The organism is Enterococcus hulanensis, from assembly GCF_005405485.1.
Taxonomy (GTDB): domain Bacteria; phylum Bacillota; class Bacilli; order Lactobacillales; family Enterococcaceae; genus Enterococcus_A; species Enterococcus_A hulanensis.
In genome coordinates this window covers 16,325-32,131 of the sequence record NZ_BJED01000009.1, presented here as the reverse complement: position 1 = coordinate 32,131, position 15,807 = coordinate 16,325, and the positions used below count along the sequence as shown (strand labels likewise).

At 40.7% G+C, this 15,807-nt stretch carries 15 protein-coding genes and 1 tRNA gene; 11 read left to right on the top strand and 5 right to left on the bottom strand.

Going from position 1 to position 15,807, the window contains the following annotated elements:
- Positions 1–14: 14 nt before the first annotated feature.
- From FFR60_RS11215 to FFR60_RS11200, 4 genes are all read right to left on the bottom strand, one after another.
- A complete protein-coding gene (locus FFR60_RS11215) occupies positions 15–956 on the bottom strand; it encodes an AEC family transporter (RefSeq protein ID WP_137664237.1) in 942 nt (313 codons plus the stop codon).
- 42 nt (positions 957–998) lie between these two features.
- Positions 999–2,951, bottom strand: a complete 1,953-nt coding sequence (locus FFR60_RS11210; RefSeq protein ID WP_137664236.1) for a fructose-1,6-bisphosphatase — start codon at positions 2,949–2,951, stop codon at positions 999–1,001.
- A gap of 87 nt (positions 2,952–3,038) precedes the next feature.
- Positions 3,039–3,851 carry a pyruvate, water dikinase regulatory protein gene (locus FFR60_RS11205; RefSeq protein WP_088931843.1) on the bottom strand — a complete coding sequence of 271 codons (813 nt, stop codon included), beginning with the start codon at positions 3,849–3,851 and terminating at the stop codon, positions 3,039–3,041.
- Between the two features lie 11 nt (positions 3,852–3,862).
- On the bottom strand, positions 3,863–4,492 hold the full coding sequence (locus FFR60_RS11200; RefSeq protein ID WP_088931844.1) for a CBS domain-containing protein: 630 nt from the start codon (positions 4,490–4,492) through the stop codon (positions 3,863–3,865).
- 240 nt (positions 4,493–4,732) lie between these two features.
- On the opposite strand from FFR60_RS11200, the gene FFR60_RS11195 reads away from it, so the two are divergent.
- From FFR60_RS11195 to FFR60_RS11150, 10 genes are all read left to right on the top strand, one after another.
- Positions 4,733–4,804: transfer RNA gene (locus tag FFR60_RS11195), tRNA-Glu, on the top strand.
- 144 nt (positions 4,805–4,948) lie between these two features.
- Positions 4,949–6,001 (top strand): 1-aminocyclopropane-1-carboxylate deaminase/D-cysteine desulfhydrase, encoded by a 1,053-nt coding sequence (locus FFR60_RS11190; RefSeq protein WP_137664235.1) that lies wholly within the window; start codon positions 4,949–4,951, stop codon positions 5,999–6,001.
- 30 nt (positions 6,002–6,031) lie between these two features.
- The gene (locus FFR60_RS11185) at positions 6,032–6,829 is read left to right on the top strand and encodes a MerR family transcriptional regulator (protein WP_137664234.1); all 798 of its coding nucleotides are present in this window, start codon (positions 6,032–6,034) and stop codon (positions 6,827–6,829) included.
- A 68-nt stretch (positions 6,830–6,897) separates the two neighbouring features.
- Positions 6,898–7,701 carry a CPBP family intramembrane glutamic endopeptidase gene (locus FFR60_RS11180; RefSeq protein ID WP_137664233.1) on the top strand — a complete coding sequence of 268 codons (804 nt, stop codon included), beginning with the start codon at positions 6,898–6,900 and terminating at the stop codon, positions 7,699–7,701.
- A 339-nt stretch (positions 7,702–8,040) separates the two neighbouring features.
- Complete coding sequence (locus FFR60_RS11175; protein ID WP_137664232.1) at positions 8,041–8,244, top strand: hypothetical protein; 204 nt, start codon at positions 8,041–8,043, stop codon at positions 8,242–8,244.
- A gap of 129 nt (positions 8,245–8,373) precedes the next feature.
- On the top strand, positions 8,374–8,751 hold the full coding sequence (locus tag FFR60_RS11170; RefSeq protein WP_137664231.1) for a hypothetical protein: 378 nt from the start codon (positions 8,374–8,376) through the stop codon (positions 8,749–8,751).
- Positions 8,752–9,238: 487 nt separating this feature from the next.
- Positions 9,239–9,712, top strand: a complete 474-nt coding sequence (locus FFR60_RS11165) for a hypothetical protein (RefSeq protein WP_137664230.1) — start codon at positions 9,239–9,241, stop codon at positions 9,710–9,712.
- Between the two features lie 3 nt (positions 9,713–9,715).
- On the top strand, positions 9,716–10,933 hold the full coding sequence (locus FFR60_RS11160) for an efflux RND transporter periplasmic adaptor subunit (RefSeq protein ID WP_137664229.1): 1,218 nt from the start codon (positions 9,716–9,718) through the stop codon (positions 10,931–10,933).
- Complete coding sequence (locus tag FFR60_RS11155; protein ID WP_088931850.1) at positions 10,934–11,620, top strand: ABC transporter ATP-binding protein; 687 nt, start codon at positions 10,934–10,936, stop codon at positions 11,618–11,620.
- Positions 11,617–12,816, top strand: a complete 1,200-nt coding sequence (locus FFR60_RS11150) for an ABC transporter permease (protein ID WP_137664228.1) — start codon at positions 11,617–11,619, stop codon at positions 12,814–12,816. The genes FFR60_RS11155 and FFR60_RS11150 overlap by 4 nt, the downstream gene beginning before the upstream one ends.
- 103 nt (positions 12,817–12,919) lie before the next feature.
- On the opposite strand, the gene FFR60_RS11145 is transcribed toward FFR60_RS11150, so the two are convergent.
- The gene (locus FFR60_RS11145) at positions 12,920–13,315 is read right to left on the bottom strand and encodes a type II toxin-antitoxin system HicB family antitoxin (protein ID WP_307723316.1); all 396 of its coding nucleotides are present in this window, start codon (positions 13,313–13,315) and stop codon (positions 12,920–12,922) included.
- A gap of 964 nt (positions 13,316–14,279) precedes the next feature.
- Here FFR60_RS11145 and FFR60_RS11140 point away from each other — a divergent pair.
- Positions 14,280–15,770 carry a hypothetical protein gene (locus FFR60_RS11140; protein ID WP_249354993.1) on the top strand — a complete coding sequence of 497 codons (1,491 nt, stop codon included), beginning with the start codon at positions 14,280–14,282 and terminating at the stop codon, positions 15,768–15,770.
- Positions 15,771–15,807 lie beyond the last annotated feature (37 nt).

The window sequence follows — 15,807 nt, the reverse complement described above, 5'->3', positions numbered from 1 at the left end:
CCACTCGAAGGCTTTTATAGTATCAATTTCAATAATAGCGGAATATAGGCGAGATAAAGCAGAACAGAATAGCCTAATGATGAAGCGGCAAATTGCTGATCGGCATCATAAGAACGAGCCAAGATCGGCACAGAGTTTTGGACTGGCATGGCAGCTTGAATAATGAAAACGGAAAGCATCAAGGGCGGTACGCTGATCCATTGACCTAAGAGCCAAACGATTAAAGGCGAAATAACATAACGTCCCACGATCACACCGATAATATCTTTGTTCAGTGTCAGATTTTTGATCCCGACATTGTAAACAATGATGCCGATCACAAACATTGATAGCGGGGTGGTCAAATTCGCGAGGTAGTCTAAGAAGGTCGCGATTGAATTGGGAACATTGAAATTTATCAGCACAGCACACAAGCCAATCAAAAAGCCCAGCAGTGCCGGAGAAAAAATCTTCTTCAAGATCGGAACTAGGTGAAAGTTGACTGTCGCCTGTTCGATCTGAGGATTGTCGCGAGCGATGAAGTAAATACCCAGTGTCCAAAAGATTGTCGTATTGACGATGTAATAGAGCAGGACATAAGGAACCGCCTGTTCACCAAAAATCGCCAAGTTGATGGGCAACCCGATAAAGATTGTATTGGAGCAGGTAAACATCGTTGAGAAGATCCCTTTACGAGTAGGTGTGATTCGAAAGACGCGCCGATAAATAAAGCTGATCGCAAAAGTCAGCAGGATCGACAGGAGCGGGATCACCATTCCGCCAACGAGATGGAGAAATTCCGAGCGGGAGAAATTTTTAGTGATCGTCAAAAACATGTTGCAGGGCAAGGCGATCTGTAAGACCAGCTTGGAAAAAGCATCGCCGATTTGGTTTGAGAACCATTGCTTATATGTTAAAAAGTAGCCGATGAACATCAAAACAAAAATAAAAAAGATATTAATATATGCGGAAACCATTTTTTCACCTCGCATCCACTATACAGAAAAACACGGGCAGCATCAATCACTGATGTTTCCCGTGTTGTCATTTTTATCTTGATAATTCAATAAGCCGGTCAAGTTTTCGATCTGTTCTTCGAGACTATCGCCGACCGTCGTGTCCTTGATGAGGATGCGTTTCAAGTCTTTGTCGATCACTCGTTTCAAGGATGTTTCATCCGCTTGTTTTGCTAATAGATTTTCGACGGATTCAAATGGATCGTGGGTGACGAGCTGGAATCCGTAAGAATTGTTCAGCAGCGAGTAACCAGCGATTCCGGTTGTTTTTTGGTAGGCCTTTGATAGCCCGCCGTCGATCACGAATAGCATGCCTTCACCTTTGATGGGTGATTCGCCGCTTTTGACCTTCACCGGAGTGTGTCCATTGATGATGCGGGAGTTTGGCGAATACAAAGCAAATTCCTCTAAGATCATCTGACAAGTCTCATGGGTGTCGCGAAATTGATAGTAAGGATTTTTGATTTCTTTATGAGTCTTTTTATCCGCAATGAAATAGCGCTCGAAAGTGGTCATGGCACTTTTGCCAAACTGGGGTGAAACTTTGCCCGTCCAGCAATACCAGATCCAATCTGCCGCAGAACTATCCTTTGTCTGACTTTGACAGCCGGAACGAATCTGTTCTTCAAAAAAGTTCAACAGATCTTTTCCGCCATAATCTTTTCCATCAACGTTAAGAGGAAGGAAGCTCCCATCAGCCTTTAACGGCAGACATCCATGAAAAAGCAGATGCTGATTATAAACCAGATACATCGAGCCTTTATCTAAAAGCAGCTGCATATGCTCCTGCATTTTAGCTGATTGCTGGAAGGAGGTCAGTAATGTATCCACCACATATTCTTCCTGCTCGGTCAGTTTATGGACATCCTTTTGCAAGGTTTGGAAGCAGCTTCCCTGTAAGGGATATTCTTTTCCCGCTAATTGAATCGTTTCTTTATCGAAATCAATCTTTTCAAGCAGCAAACGATCCTCCATTTGGAAGTCGGGATGCCGTTTGATCAATTGACCTTCTAATTTAAACTGAATAATCGACAAAGCCTGATGCACTTTTTCTAAGCTGTCTAAGCTTTCGATCGAATAGCTTTCACTGCTGCTTTTTTCCTTCGGTGTAAAGATCGGATTTTTCTGATAGTGTTCCTCCGCGTACATAAACAAAGGACGCAGGTTCAACGCATAGGCTTGTTCAATCTCGTATAGATAATTATAACGCGCGGCGATCCGCAGTAGCGTCATCAGACAGGCACGAGAGCCTGCGTAAGCGCCCATCCATAGAATGTCGTGATTTCCCCACTGAATATCAACAGAAGGGTGCTGGCACAGTTTATCCATGATTTTATCCGCTTCTGGTCCACGATCATAGATATCGCCGACGACATGCAAGTGATCCACGACTAAACGCTGGATACTTTGACATAAAGCAATGATAAAGGGTCTGCCTTGTTCTAAATCCAGCAGGTGTGCCAAGATTTGGTCGAAGTAGGCGGCCTTATCAGAATAATTTGTGTCAGTATACATCAGCTCTTCAATGATATACATGTATTGCTTCGGCAAGGCTTTCCGAACTTTTGAACGGGTGTACTTAGTCGAGCAAAAAGCCAGCAGCTCTAACAGCTGACGAATCTTCTTTCGATACCAAGAACGGTCGCGGTAATCATAAAAGACCTTATCCTCCAGCGCTTCTCGCGGATAGGCCACCAGAATCGTTAATTTGTCCTTTTCATGCTCCGTCAAACGGTCACCGAAGAGCAAGCTGATCTTTTCCTTAATATTCCCAGCACCAGTACGTAAAATGTGATCAAAGGCGGTGAACTCCCCATGAATATCACTGATGTAAAGTTCGGTTCCTTTGGGCAGATGCATGATAGCTTCTAAGTTAATCAACTCGGTCATGACCGCCTCCTTGGTACTAAATTCTTTTTCCAACATTTGATAATATTTTTCACGGGTCGATAGCATAAATCTGCTCCTTATTCATAATAATGATGGAATCTTTCTGCCGTGTATCCTTTTGCCCAATAAAAACCGATAGGAAAAGGACAACTTTTATAAGAAGTTGTCCAAATGTTCGCAAATCAATGTTGCGGATTCTTCGATCGATTTATTGGTGACATCTAGTGTGAAGGCGCCCAACTCATCGTAAACCCCTAGAGCATAATCTAGCTCCTCTTTGATGCGGTCGATATCTGAGTAGCGGGAATTTTCAGCTAAGCCTAATGAATTCAAGCGGCTCATTCGAATTTTTTTCTGAACTTCCGGTTCGATGACTAAACCAACGATCTTATCTTTTGGTACCGCTTTGATTTGTTCCGGCAACGGTACTTCTGGAATCAATGGCAGGTTGGCTACCTTGATGCGGTTATTCGCTAAATACATGCTTAGAGGCGTCTTTGAAGTACGAGAGATTCCCAATAAGACAAGATCCGCTTCTAAAAAGCCTTTCGCATCCTTTCCGTCATCGTATTTCACAGCAAATTCAATCGCTGCAACACGGTCAAAATATTCTTGGTTCAGTTTGTGTACGACACCTGCTTGCTGCAATGGAGCGACACCGGTTTTTTGGTGAACGATATCCATGAACTGACTCATTAAATTAATGTATTGCAGACCTGTGCGTTCAGCGAAGTCTTCGACGATCTGGGTCAGGTTGTCACTGACTAAGGTCGTTACCACAACGGCGCTGTCTTTTAAGGCATCGCTAAGAATACCTGTCAGTTCATCTTCATCTTTAGTAAATGGGAAACGATAAGACAAATCAAAATTCACAGTAGGAAATTGAGCTGCTGCGGCATTAACTAATTTCAGCGAGGTCTCGCCGACAGAATCAGAAATCATGTATAATGGGACACTTTTTTTCATTTTTTTCGCTCCTATCGATTGGTTTCAGTTTGTTTTGCTTGCTGCATAATATAATTGAAGATCCGTGATTTCGTGATTTTTCCGATCACTTTTTTCGAATCGTCTTCACTGACTACCGGCAGCGAATCCACTTGATAATCCAGTAAGACCGCGCCAGCTTCTAAGATCGTGTAATCCTTCGTGCAGGTTTGCAGGTGAGGTGCACGGGTCATCACGACTGCGACTGGAGTGTTTTGCAGGTTGCTGTTTAATGATGCTCGCAATAAATCTTTCCGAGACAGCAGTCCAACGAGATGCTGCTCTTTGTCCGTTACATAAATCGAGCCGACATCATACATGAACATATTGGTGATCGCATCATGAATAGAGGTGTCTTGCGGTGTCAGCAGGGGTGACAGCATAATCTCTTCGACTTTTACAGAAAAGATTTTATCGAACAGAAATTGTTCGATGCCCACACCTGTATAGGTGTAGCCAACTTTAGGACTCGCTTCTAAAATACCTGCCATTGTTAAGAAGGAGAGGTCGGTTCGTAAAGTAGCATGTGAAATCCCCAAATGATCGGCGATCTTTTCGCCGCTCAGCGGTTGATCGCGTTTGACGATCTCGATGATTTTCTCTTGCCTTTGTGATAGATTCATAGGTCCTCCTAGTAATGCATTCGTTTTTCTTTGAGAAAAAATGAATTATTTTTTATTCCTGAGCTATTCAAGCTCACCGAAAAGCGATGACTTGAATACACAACCTATTATACACGTAATAAGCATATAAACAACATGAATGGGTAAATAAACACATATTTAATAATTTGCAGAAATAAAGTGCAAATACTTTCTAAAAAAATCGTTTAGCAGTATAATTCTTTCTGTTGAGAAAATCCTAACCCGTTAGTCAAGGGGTCAAGACGCCGCGTTCTCAGCGCGGAGGCACGGGTTCAAATCCCGTACGGGTTATACAATGAAAAATGAGACGCTCTATTAGCAGGTTTGCTGATGGGCGTCTTTTTTCGTGTCTAAAAAGACTGAATCAATATGCAACTGTGAAGTTATCTACTATATACTAGGTATATCAAAGAGAAACAAGCTAGGAGGATGGCAATGGAACCAACGAATGTAAAGCAACTGTTGAAAAAGAAACCAAAGGCAAATTTAGGTTTTTATCCGACACCTTTTTATCGACTGGAGAATCTGTCTAAAAAGCTCGGCATCGATCTGTTTATCAAACGAGAGGATTTTTCAGGGCAAAGCTTATTTGGCGGAAACAAGATCAGAAAACTCGAGTATCTGATCGGCGATGCTAAGGAGCAAGGGGCGGAGTATATTTTTACATTTGGTGCGACCCAATCCAATCACGCGTTGCAGACGGTGGAGGCCTGCCGCAAAGAAGGTCTAACGCCTATTCTCTATCTGGTGGCCTATGTTGAACCGGATGAAAATGATCTTCGCAGCAATCTATTGCTGGATAGAATTTTAGGTGCGGAGGTCCACGTCATTTTGAAGAATCCAGGCGAATCAGATGCTGAGGTGGATGCGCGTTCGGTCAAATTAGCGCGCGAACATATGGCTCGTTTAACAGAGAAAGGGCATCGTTGCTACGAGATCCCGATGGGCGGTGCGAGCCCGATCGGAACGACAGGATTTATCGACGGTTTCGTTGAGATCGTGGAACAGGCGAAAGCAGTTGGGCAATCATTTGATTATTTAATCCATGCGACAGGTTCTGGCGGAACGATGGCGGGATTGGTTGCTGGTAAAAAGCTGTTGGATCATCCAATGCGTGTGGTCTCCTTTGATGTGATCGGACATGATGCGAGCTATTTAGAAAACTCTGCGGCACTAGCGAATGAAAGTTTAGAACAGCTGGGTGCTGCTGATCGCTTGACCGCTGATGACTTTGAACATGATAACAACTATTATCTTCCCGGCTATGAGATGCCAAGCGATGCGGCCAATGACGCGATTCGCTTGTTGGCCAGAGAAGAAGGCTTGTTTTTAGATCCAGTTTATTCAGGGAAGGCTTTTGCCGGAATGCTGGACTACATCAAAAAAGGGATCATTCCACAAGGCAGTCCAGTGATTTTCCTGCACACGGGCGGAGCTACCGCGCTATTTGCGGAAAAAGAAATCTTGGGGAATTTGTTGGAGAAATAAATTATAGGAAAGTGTGAAAAGGAGTTAGGGATGGAAGAAAAATATCAAACCAATGATCTATTATCAATTACTGGAATGACGCGCGATACCTTGCGTCATTATGAACAGAAAGGGTTGATCCAACCCGAAAAGGATACCTACAATAATTACCGTCAATTTCGTTTTGCGGATATTTATCGGCTGCTGACGATTGATTTTTACCGAAAACGCGGCTTTTCCATCAATGAGCTGAAAAATCTACAAGAAAACTTTGCAGAGGTGGATTTTTCAAAATTAATGGAAAAAAAGAGTGCCGAAATGGAAGAATTTGTGCGGCACTATTCAGGGATTCTGGCTAGAATCAATAAGCTAGAGGAATTTCACCAACGTTTGCTTCAGCATGAAAATGATTTGTCGTTAGAACGCATGCCTCTTTTTGAGGTTTTAGGATCGTTTAGTGAATTTGATGCTTTCGCTGAATATAGTCAAATTTTGGATCGTTGTTCAAAGGAAGAGGATATTCTTTCTTCTATTATTCGCAGTTTTGAATTTGATGAAACGGGAATTACCCAATCCAGAATGCTGATCGTCAAAGAGGTTGGCGATAATCGGCTTGAGGATGGAAAAGAGTATTTGAACTTCCCTAAATGCATCAATACGATCGTTGCGGAAAGACTGAATGAGGAAGGCAGTGAAGAGATTCCTCAACAAATGTTTGAGAAAATCGCCAACTTTGCCCATAGTAAAAAGCTGGTTCCCGTAGGACAAGCGTTTGTCCTGACTAAAATGATTACTTATCAGGACAACATAGAGCAGGCTGTTTTAGAAATATTTGCTCCGGTAAAATAGTCCCTTGACCTGGGTGTAACCCCCGCCTCTATACTTGAGTCATCAAGCAAATAGAGGAGATTTTTATTATGACAAAAACAGCAAGAAAGTATATTATTCGGACGTATTTGATTTTCTGGGGGATTATCCTTTTGATTGGAGCAGTAATGTTTGCAACTAAAAGCCAACAGCCTTCAACTATTTTACAGATTCTTTCGTCATGGACACCAACGATTGTAGTAGTCGCATTTTGGAAAAAAATTCGTCCGGAAACAAAATTGAGCACGTTCATTAAGGAAAAGTTTTCAACTCCGCTGCAATTAAAGGCAGTAGAAATGGTTGTCGGGATTCATTTGCTTCTTTTGCTGGGTTCGCTGCTTATCATGTCGCATCTATTGAAGCAGCCGCTTCATGAGTTGATTATTTTGACACCAAGCTTTTTATTAATATCGGCGTTGAGTCACGTGGTTCGAGGACCACTAGGGGAAGAATTAGGGTGGCGAGGCTTTCTGTTAGAAGAATTAGGAAAAACACATCAACCATTAACAGCGTCAATCATTCTAGGTTTCGTTTGGTCAGGCTGGCATTTCCCATTGTGGCTGATGTCTGGATACAGTGGAATTGATTTGGTGTATTACATTCTATTTTTCACTTTGTGGTGTGTATCTCAATCGATCATCATGACTTTTCTTTACCAAAAAAATACCAACTTACTGATTCCAATGAGTTTCCATTTCTTTAGTAATTATTTTCTAGGATTGCAAAACAGCGAACTATTGGGCTTACTTAAAATCAATGCGAGTCTTTGCTTCATTGCAGCAGTCTTTTGCGGGGTTCTTTTATATAGAGGAAAGATAAAAGGATATAAGGCTACAATACTAAAAAGTGAATAATATATCTGTGAAATCAGAAGAGAGTGAGACGGTCTATATTAATTTTAGGCTGTCTTTTTTATATTGAATTAGTACGAGTGGTCAATGGAAGAATAATGACTCTACCTGATTTTTTGTAAAGATATCTTTACTTATTAAACTGAGAGTAGTAAGGTTTATGTAAAGATATCTTTACAAAAAAGAAAAGGACGGTGAATCATTATGGAACTACTTGTAAAATGCGTCATAAACTTTATCATTTTTCCGGTTTTTGTTTTAGGTTTAAGCTCGCTTATTCCTGCTTACTATTCAATAAAGAGTTTAGTAAAGAATCACTCGATTAATCCACGAGAGAAAAAAATGCTGATAGAAACAGTGCTGATCAGTGCTGGCATTATCTTAATCTTGATAGCTGTGCGCTGGAGCATGCCTCGCTTATTCCTGCCTGAAATCCTGCAAAATCTTTTCCGGGCTAACCATTACACTATTCTGATGTTCGGCTACACGACTTTTGAAGTCTACAGTGTACTATTTTACTTTCGCATTGATTGGATTTATTTATAAGCTCGGTCAGCTTAATTATGGACTATTGCCCAAGACCTTCTTCATTAGAAAAAACCTCCTGCCAGTATTCATTATCTCAATGTTGCTTACCTTTGTTCCGGTCATAATCGGGATCTGAAAGGAGGAGAAATGATGCTTAGTTTGCTACTATTTATTGTCTTTTTAGGATTGCGTACCTATTCTATTGCAGGGATGATTTTGTTGATTAAAGTAGTGGTGACAGGAGTATATCGCCGTGACCAGTTTGAGAAGAAAAAAGTTACGGATACTTTGGCTATGAGCATGTTGGTCATTCTCATTATAAATTTAGGTCAATTGTTGTTATCCTTCAAATTACCAGTTGATTTTCCTGGATTTATTTCTCCAGGAGGATTTCATAACGGTGGATTGATCACCAATGATCCCTTGCATTTTGATAGTTTTCTGTTTGATTGTTCAATTTTCGGGATATGTTATGGGATTACTGGCGTTCGTCTTGGACAGGCAAAATCGAAAAAAACCTTTTAATTTTTCTGATCTTTTTAGTGATCTTTTTAGCAATCCTTTTTGTGCCATATTTTGCTTATCTGCTGATCAAATAGGATCAATATCCGTATTATTTTTTTCTTAGGTTTAAAAAAAATATGTTTTTTCCGATTGGGTTTTGAAAAAAAGTGAAAATAACTAGCGATCGATTTTTTTATTGAATAGACATTAAAAATGCGTTTGTTTCATTATTTCGTGTTGATTACAGCAGCGCACATCTCATTATTTCTGTCTATCATTCTCATGATTATTTGGCTATAACTTATAAGTTAGGATTGATAGAATAAACGCCTTGAAGCATTACTTTTCATAATCGCAGGCATTTAGGATGGAAATCTTATTTTTTAGGAATATTCTTCAAAAGAGAAGGGATTTAGTAGTATAATGAGGAATAATTTGTGAAATGTTTGCCTAGGGTTGTTGCAATATTTTCATGAATGATTGAAAACATGTTGGATGGAGTGATGAAATGGAAAAACATTTGAAGAAGGCAAAAACGTGGAATATGGTGTTGATTGTATTATCTCTAATTTCTGTAGCCACAGGGATATTTGGTCTGCCAAAATCTTTAAATCCTAAAATGAGCAATTTTGAAGTGTTAGGAGATTATGGTCAGCAGATGTTTGATTATATGAATAATCCGATGACTAAAGTTATCTCTGTCTTATCTTTAGTTATTTCGATTGGTTTAGTGATTCTTTATTTTAAAGCGAATAAGAAACTGGCTGATGAAATTGCACCAACAAAAGTACCTTATTACGTTTATATTGGTTGGAGTACCCTAGGCTTAGCAATCAATTTGATTATGCAGCCTAAAATGGAAGTAGAAGGTGTCAACGTTTCCTTTGTGACCACGATCATCGGTGTTGTGTTCCAGTTTATCTTCCTGATCCCAGCTATTTTAGTTATCGTTCACCTATTTAAAGCAGACCCAGAGGAGTAGCCAATGACAAAAAAGAAAATGACGAAAAAACAAAAGATCCGTTGGAGTATCATTGCGGGAGTTCTCGCGTTAGTGCTGTTTATCGGTGCTTTCGTTTATTCTCAAATGAAGAGCAATAATGTTAAGGATAACAAATTTCAAACAGTCACCTTGAAAAAGTCTGATCCATTGACCTTTAACGGCGTCGTGGAAGCGACTCATACACAGGATTATTTTTTGGATCAAACCCTTGGAAAGATTTCTGAGATCAATGTTCAGGATGGCCAAGAGGTCGATTCAGGAACGCTGCTGCTAAGCTACACCAATACAGAATATCAAGAGCAGGCAGATGAACAAAGCACGAATCTAGATAAACTGAATCTAGCTGTATCAAACGCGCAGGAATCATTGGCGCTCGCGCAAGATAAGCAAGCCAAGGAACAGCAAAAATTGAATGACGCCATTACGAATTACAATAATACCAATGAAAATAGCGAAGAGGGCGCCGCTAAAAAGGAACAATACAAACAAGAACAGACGCAATATGAAAGCAGTTTGGATGCGGCCGCCGATGCGGTAGTTCAAGCAAGACAAGCACTGGAAAGTGCGAATGTCGAGTTAAGCTCGGCTTCACAAAGTGTGAATACGATGCGCGGTAAAGTCAGCTCAACGATCGCCAGTGCAGCAAAGGGAACAGCGTATATCAACGAAAAAGGCAAGAACGATCCGTCAGTGCCAGTCGTAAAAGTCGTCAGCAATGAAATCACGGTCGAAGCAAAAGCCTCCGAATATGATTATCCGCAGGTGCGTCAAGATGCGGCAGTGACGATTAAACCGATCACGACGAATCAAGAGATCGCCGGCACGATCACTCATGTCAATAAATTACCGGATCAATCCAGTGATGCGGCTAGTCAAGCTGGAGCAGCAGGTTCTGCGGCAACGAGCGCAGTGTCTAATTACAGCTTTATCGTGAAACCAACCGAGGATCTGCAATACGGCTACAATGTTCAGGTTGTGCTGCCGCTAGATGAGATTCGAATACCGAAAAAAGCAGTCAGAAAAACCGGTGATACCCAATATGTCTTTGCTTACCGCAAAGGAAAGGTTCGGGAAGTGACTATCCAAGCCGAAGATAAAGGCGATTATTTCATTTTGAAGGATGGTCTCAAGGACGGCGACCGCATTATTTCAAATCCTGACAAATCATTGCGCGATGGTCAGGAATTGGCGGTGGATTAAATGATCGAACTGAAAAATATCAACAAGTATTACCGCAACGATGAAGAAGCGCTGCATGTTTTAAAGGATATCAATCTAAAAGCGGATGCCGGTGAAATGATCGCGGTGATGGGTCCGTCAGGCTCAGGGAAATCCACCTTGATCAACCTGCTGGGGTTTATTGATACGAAATTTGAGGGTGAATATCTATTTGAAGATGAAAATCTGGTTGCTACGACTGATGATCGCTTATCCAAAACGCGGAACGAAATGGTGGGTTTCGTCTTCCAGAATTTCAGCTTGATTGAAAATTATACAGTCTATGAAAATGTGGAGCTGCCGCTGCTTTATAATGGTTACGGCTTCCACCAAACAAAGGAAAAGGTCATGCTGGCCTTGGAAAAGGTCGGAATCGCTGACAAAGCGGAGAAGCATCCGCGCCAGCTTTCCGGCGGACAGCAGCAGCGGGTCGCTATTGCCCGGGCGTTGATCAATCAGCCGAAGTTTATCATCGCGGATGAACCGACGGGAGCATTGGATACGCATACCTCCAATGAAATTATGGAGCTGTTTAAGGAGTTGAATCGTCGTGATCATGCGACGATCTTTCTAGTGACCCATGATCCTGAAGTCGTTCCCTACTGTACACGTCTGGTCAAGATCAGAGACGGTGCGATCACTGAAGATAGGGCGGTGACCGAAGAATGAAGTTCTATGTAAATTGGCGTTCCTCTTTGGGATCAATTTTTAAGAATAAGAAACGCAGTGCCTTGACGATGTTTGGGATCATCATCGGGATTGCGGCAGTAATTGCCATTTTATCGATTGGCCGCGGCTTTGAGCGCGACACGATCGAAAGTCTAACTGCCGAAGAATCGGATAAGCTGGAGGTCGATATTAATTTTATACCCGGCAATGATGCCTTGTATTATTCCAATGTTGACATGATCCAGGCCTCTGATTTTAGTCTGCTGAAAGATGTTGAAGGAGTCGAAGCGGTCTCCTATCCCAAAAACGATTTATCTTATATTTACAAAGAAATCAAGGTAAAGGATAAAACTAAAAATTATCGTGTAGGGGTTGTTTCGAAGGATGGCGATCCTGTCAGTTATGGACGAGCGATCAGTGCTTACGATAATCAAACCCAAAATAAAGTCATTACGATCGATGCTTCATTAGCAAAGGATCTCTATGGCTCTGCTAAAGGTGCAGTGGGTCGCGGCTTCGAACTCGATAAGCAGGTCTTTACGATCATCGGTGTCTTTCCGGCTGGACAAGAAGAAACGATGTTTTCTGAAGGTACGACTAAAATACTGCTGCCGCGTCAAACCTATATTCACTTCTTCGGAAACGAGCAGGATACCAGCGCAGTAGTTCTTACTCTAGCGGATGGCAGCAAGCTGAATAAGGTCGCAGATAAAGCAATCAAGAAGCTGGAATCTGCTGGTGCGATGCGTCAGCAAGGGGAATACCAAGTTTCGAATATGGCGATGATGACCGATGGAATCAGTGAAGTATTAAGCAGTATCACCCTGTTCATCAGTGCAGTCGCGGGGATTTCCCTATTCATCGCAGGTGTCGGCGTCATGAACATGATGTATATCTCAGTGTCGGAACGGACAAAAGAAATCGGGATTCGTCGGGCGTTGGGTGCTACACGCGGGGCGATTCGTATGCAATTTCTATTAGAAGGAATGACCTTGACACTGGTTGGAGGAGTCATTGGCTATCTGTTAGGAATGCTCGTTGCTTATGCGATCGGCAGTGCGATGGATATCTCCGTATCGGTTGACCTGTTCACTGTTTGTCTAGCAGTCGGCGTTTCCAGCGGAATCGGCTTGATCTTCTCAGTCATGCCGGCATCAGAAGCAGCCAAGAAAGATTTGATCGATATTTTGAGGTAAAGGCTGAAATAATCATCATGAACAGTAAAAGAATTCTTAGATACACTGAGCTATCTCAAATTTGAGGTAGCTTTTTTCTGTAGAAAAAGAAGTTTAGCAAAGGCTAAACTTCTAATTTCTCTTTCAGAGCTTCAGTTAGTGTAGCTGAAAAGTTGATTTTTGCTTCGTTGCCCAGATCGTTTAGATAGCTTGGGATAGTCAATGTTTTCTTGATGGGCTTGCTGTTAAATTTTTTGCGATAAAATGCCAGATCGATTTCAATTGGGATCAATAAATCTTCTGGTGCTACAGGGATACTCAGATGATCAGAGGGCACAGGAAAAGCTTCTTTTTCATCCTCAGCATCGAGGAGCCAACCAGCAAGTAAGTCTTTTGCCATATACAGTGCCTCGTGCATATTCTCACCAAACGTGGCGGCATTGTCTAAATCTGGAAACACAACGTTGATCCCATCCTCAGCAAAGCTGAACACGGCATAATAAATTACCAAGTTGATCATTCCTTTTGAATCAGTATAGGAGATAAGGTTTTTAAAATACAATCATTTTAGCACGTGTAATAGCACGTGTGAATGTTGAATCAGTTTATTTCTCCGCTTTTATACTAAAGTTATCAAAAGGGTTATTAGTTAAGTGAATGAACCTTTACTTGAGCTACGAAAAAAACCATCGCCGACCAGCGATGGTTTTCGTTATATAGACAGCACTAATATTAAAGTTTTCGCTGTCTAGCTTCATGAACTAGCTTTTCTACACAACGGTGTGACCCAGCCAGTTGCTACTAAATTAGCATTAAGCAGAACGAGCATATCGCGAGTAAGAAAATTTTGTTAAGTCTGAGAAGCGCCAAGTTGGAATAATCGCCATCAGTTCCTAAAGATCGCTGTGTTTCTTGACAACTTATCAAAATTTTAGTCTTATTGCTGTGAGACACAGCGATCGGTTTTTGGAGCTGATATGGAATAGTACCTACTTGGTGCTCAGCTAACTCCTAGCTAAGAAATCATTTTTTTAAAATCATGAAAAATGAATCTGATTATCGTTGCGCATACCATTCCACTAATCACGCTAGTCATCTCTCAGTTGATGTGGATAAATTCTTGACAGAATTTATCTGTATTTTCGATGATATACCATTTTTCTAATCACGCTAAAGCGTGGAGAAAAACTGGCAAAGCTGAGCGAGTTCGTGAAGCCTTTCTTAATTCTTCATTTTGAGGTAGACGCTTGCATTCTTTATGATTGCGCTTGGACAAATAATTACTTACAATTATGGAAAGATTAGTAATGTTTAGAAATAATTAGTAATAAATGATATGAAAATGTTTGCTATGCAGTTTGAGTGAATCATTGCTTAATCAAGTAAATTCAATACAGATTGAGTTTAAAGTTCGAATACCGTTTGTAGCAAAATTTTTCTTGTCCATCAAAATAAAAAAGAGGATTTAAAAAGGGGTGTCTCAGGTGAAAGAGAGTGTTAAACATATTTCTACAAGAAAAGAGCTGTATGATGAGATTTGGAGCATTTCTGCAGCTGGAGTTGCTAGGAAGTATGATATTCCTTATAAACAGTTTTTAGAACAAGTTAAAGAAGCGGATATTCCCATCCCAACTTCAGGCTATTGGGCAAAATTGTGGAGTGGAAAATCAGTAGATGTTATTGAGTTGGCTGGTAATCCCAATGAGCAAATAATCCTGAGTGAAAGCGAAACGGATTCAGATCAAAACCGCAATAAAACACATAAGGATTATAATCGTACTCAACTATACAAGGAAGTTTGGGAAAGACCAATAAAAGATGTCGCAAAGAAATATCACGTTTCAGATAAGACAATTCGTAAAGTGTGTGAATCTTTAGGAATTCCCACTCCGCCAATAGGTTATTGGTCAAAGGTTCGTTCAGGAACAAAGGTTAAGCGTCCCCCTCTACTAAAAGGAAATTATCCGAATGAAATTTCAGGTAAGAGAAATAAAGAATTGTCTTTTCCAGAAAAAGTAGCATCCAAGGGAAAACGAATAGACATTTTGAATGATCAGGAGTTTAAAAAAGTTCTTACGATTGCTGATCAAATTGAATTAACTGATCATGATGAAAGGATTAACCCTATAGTAATCCGGCAACAAGCAATAATTACCAACTGGCAAAAAGCCTACGCCGAAAATCTTAGTGAAGGGTTGGGAAAATATGAGCTTGGTGATCCACCGATGGATGCTGACAAACTTTCAGAAGAAGGAGTTGCAAGAAGGAGCAGGATTGTAGATACCTTAATGAGGGCGTTAAGTTCTGAAGACCTTGTTACAAGCTCTGAGGAATCTTTTTTTTTAATAAAAGGAGCGGATGTGAGATATTCTTTTTCAGAGGCTAAAGATAAGGTACCTCATGTCCTTTCAGATAAAGAAAAGATGGAAATGTTGAAGTATGAAGAAGAGAAGAAACGCCGACCTTCAGCTTATAAACCGAAAATCAGAAAATATGATTACCATTTCAATGGGAAACTGAGTCTCAAATTATCCAATAACAAATTTTTTAGAGACTCTAAATCGACTAAGATTGAAGATAGGCTAGATGAAATAGTAATTGCCATTTATGAAGCAGCTGATTTTTCCAGAAAGAAGAGTATTAAAGAAGCTGAAGAAAGATTAAAAAAACTAGAAGCACTACAATTACAGGATGAGCAAAGAGACAGATATAATGCTGAAATTGATAATACAAACTTTTTACTAAATGAAGCTGACGATTATGAAAAATCTCGTCGAATTAGAAACTTAATAAGTGCTGCCGAAAAATCAGAAAGTAAAGAAAAGTATTCGGAAGAATGGATCACATGGGCGAAAGCTAAAGCTGATTGGTTCGACCCAACTGTTGCCAAAGAGGATGAGATTTTTGGTATACGTAAGCATACAAAGAATGTACAAGATAAGAAATTAAAAAAGAAAGATGATTTCTGGTATTAGTAAAATGGATAGTCTGCAAAATCTCTAGCACTCGTGA

Excerpts from the sequence above, each read along its gene's own strand:
- FFR60_RS11215 (WP_137664237.1), bottom strand. The coding sequence starts at position 956 with ATGGTTTCCGCATATATTAATATCTTTTTTATTTTTGTTTTGATGTTC.
- FFR60_RS11210 (WP_137664236.1), bottom strand. The coding sequence starts at position 2,951 with ATGCTATCGACCCGTGAAAAATATTATCAAATGTTGGAAAAAGAATTT.
- FFR60_RS11205 (WP_088931843.1), bottom strand. The coding sequence starts at position 3,851 with ATGAAAAAAAGTGTCCCATTATACATGATTTCTGATTCTGTCGGCGAG.
- FFR60_RS11200 (WP_088931844.1), bottom strand. The coding sequence starts at position 4,492 with ATGAATCTATCACAAAGGCAAGAGAAAATCATCGAGATCGTCAAACGC.
- FFR60_RS11190 (WP_137664235.1), top strand. The coding sequence starts at position 4,949 with ATGGAACCAACGAATGTAAAGCAACTGTTGAAAAAGAAACCAAAGGCA.
- FFR60_RS11185 (WP_137664234.1), top strand. The coding sequence starts at position 6,032 with ATGGAAGAAAAATATCAAACCAATGATCTATTATCAATTACTGGAATG.
- FFR60_RS11180 (WP_137664233.1), top strand. The coding sequence starts at position 6,898 with ATGACAAAAACAGCAAGAAAGTATATTATTCGGACGTATTTGATTTTC.
- FFR60_RS11175 (WP_137664232.1), top strand. The coding sequence starts at position 8,041 with ATGCTGATAGAAACAGTGCTGATCAGTGCTGGCATTATCTTAATCTTG.
- FFR60_RS11170 (WP_137664231.1), top strand. The coding sequence starts at position 8,374 with ATGATGCTTAGTTTGCTACTATTTATTGTCTTTTTAGGATTGCGTACC.
- FFR60_RS11165 (WP_137664230.1), top strand. The coding sequence starts at position 9,239 with ATGGAAAAACATTTGAAGAAGGCAAAAACGTGGAATATGGTGTTGATT.
- FFR60_RS11160 (WP_137664229.1), top strand. The coding sequence starts at position 9,716 with ATGACAAAAAAGAAAATGACGAAAAAACAAAAGATCCGTTGGAGTATC.
- FFR60_RS11155 (WP_088931850.1), top strand. The coding sequence starts at position 10,934 with ATGATCGAACTGAAAAATATCAACAAGTATTACCGCAACGATGAAGAA.
- FFR60_RS11150 (WP_137664228.1), top strand. The coding sequence starts at position 11,617 with ATGAAGTTCTATGTAAATTGGCGTTCCTCTTTGGGATCAATTTTTAAG.
- FFR60_RS11145 (WP_307723316.1), bottom strand. The coding sequence starts at position 13,315 with ATGATCAACTTGGTAATTTATTATGCCGTGTTCAGCTTTGCTGAGGAT.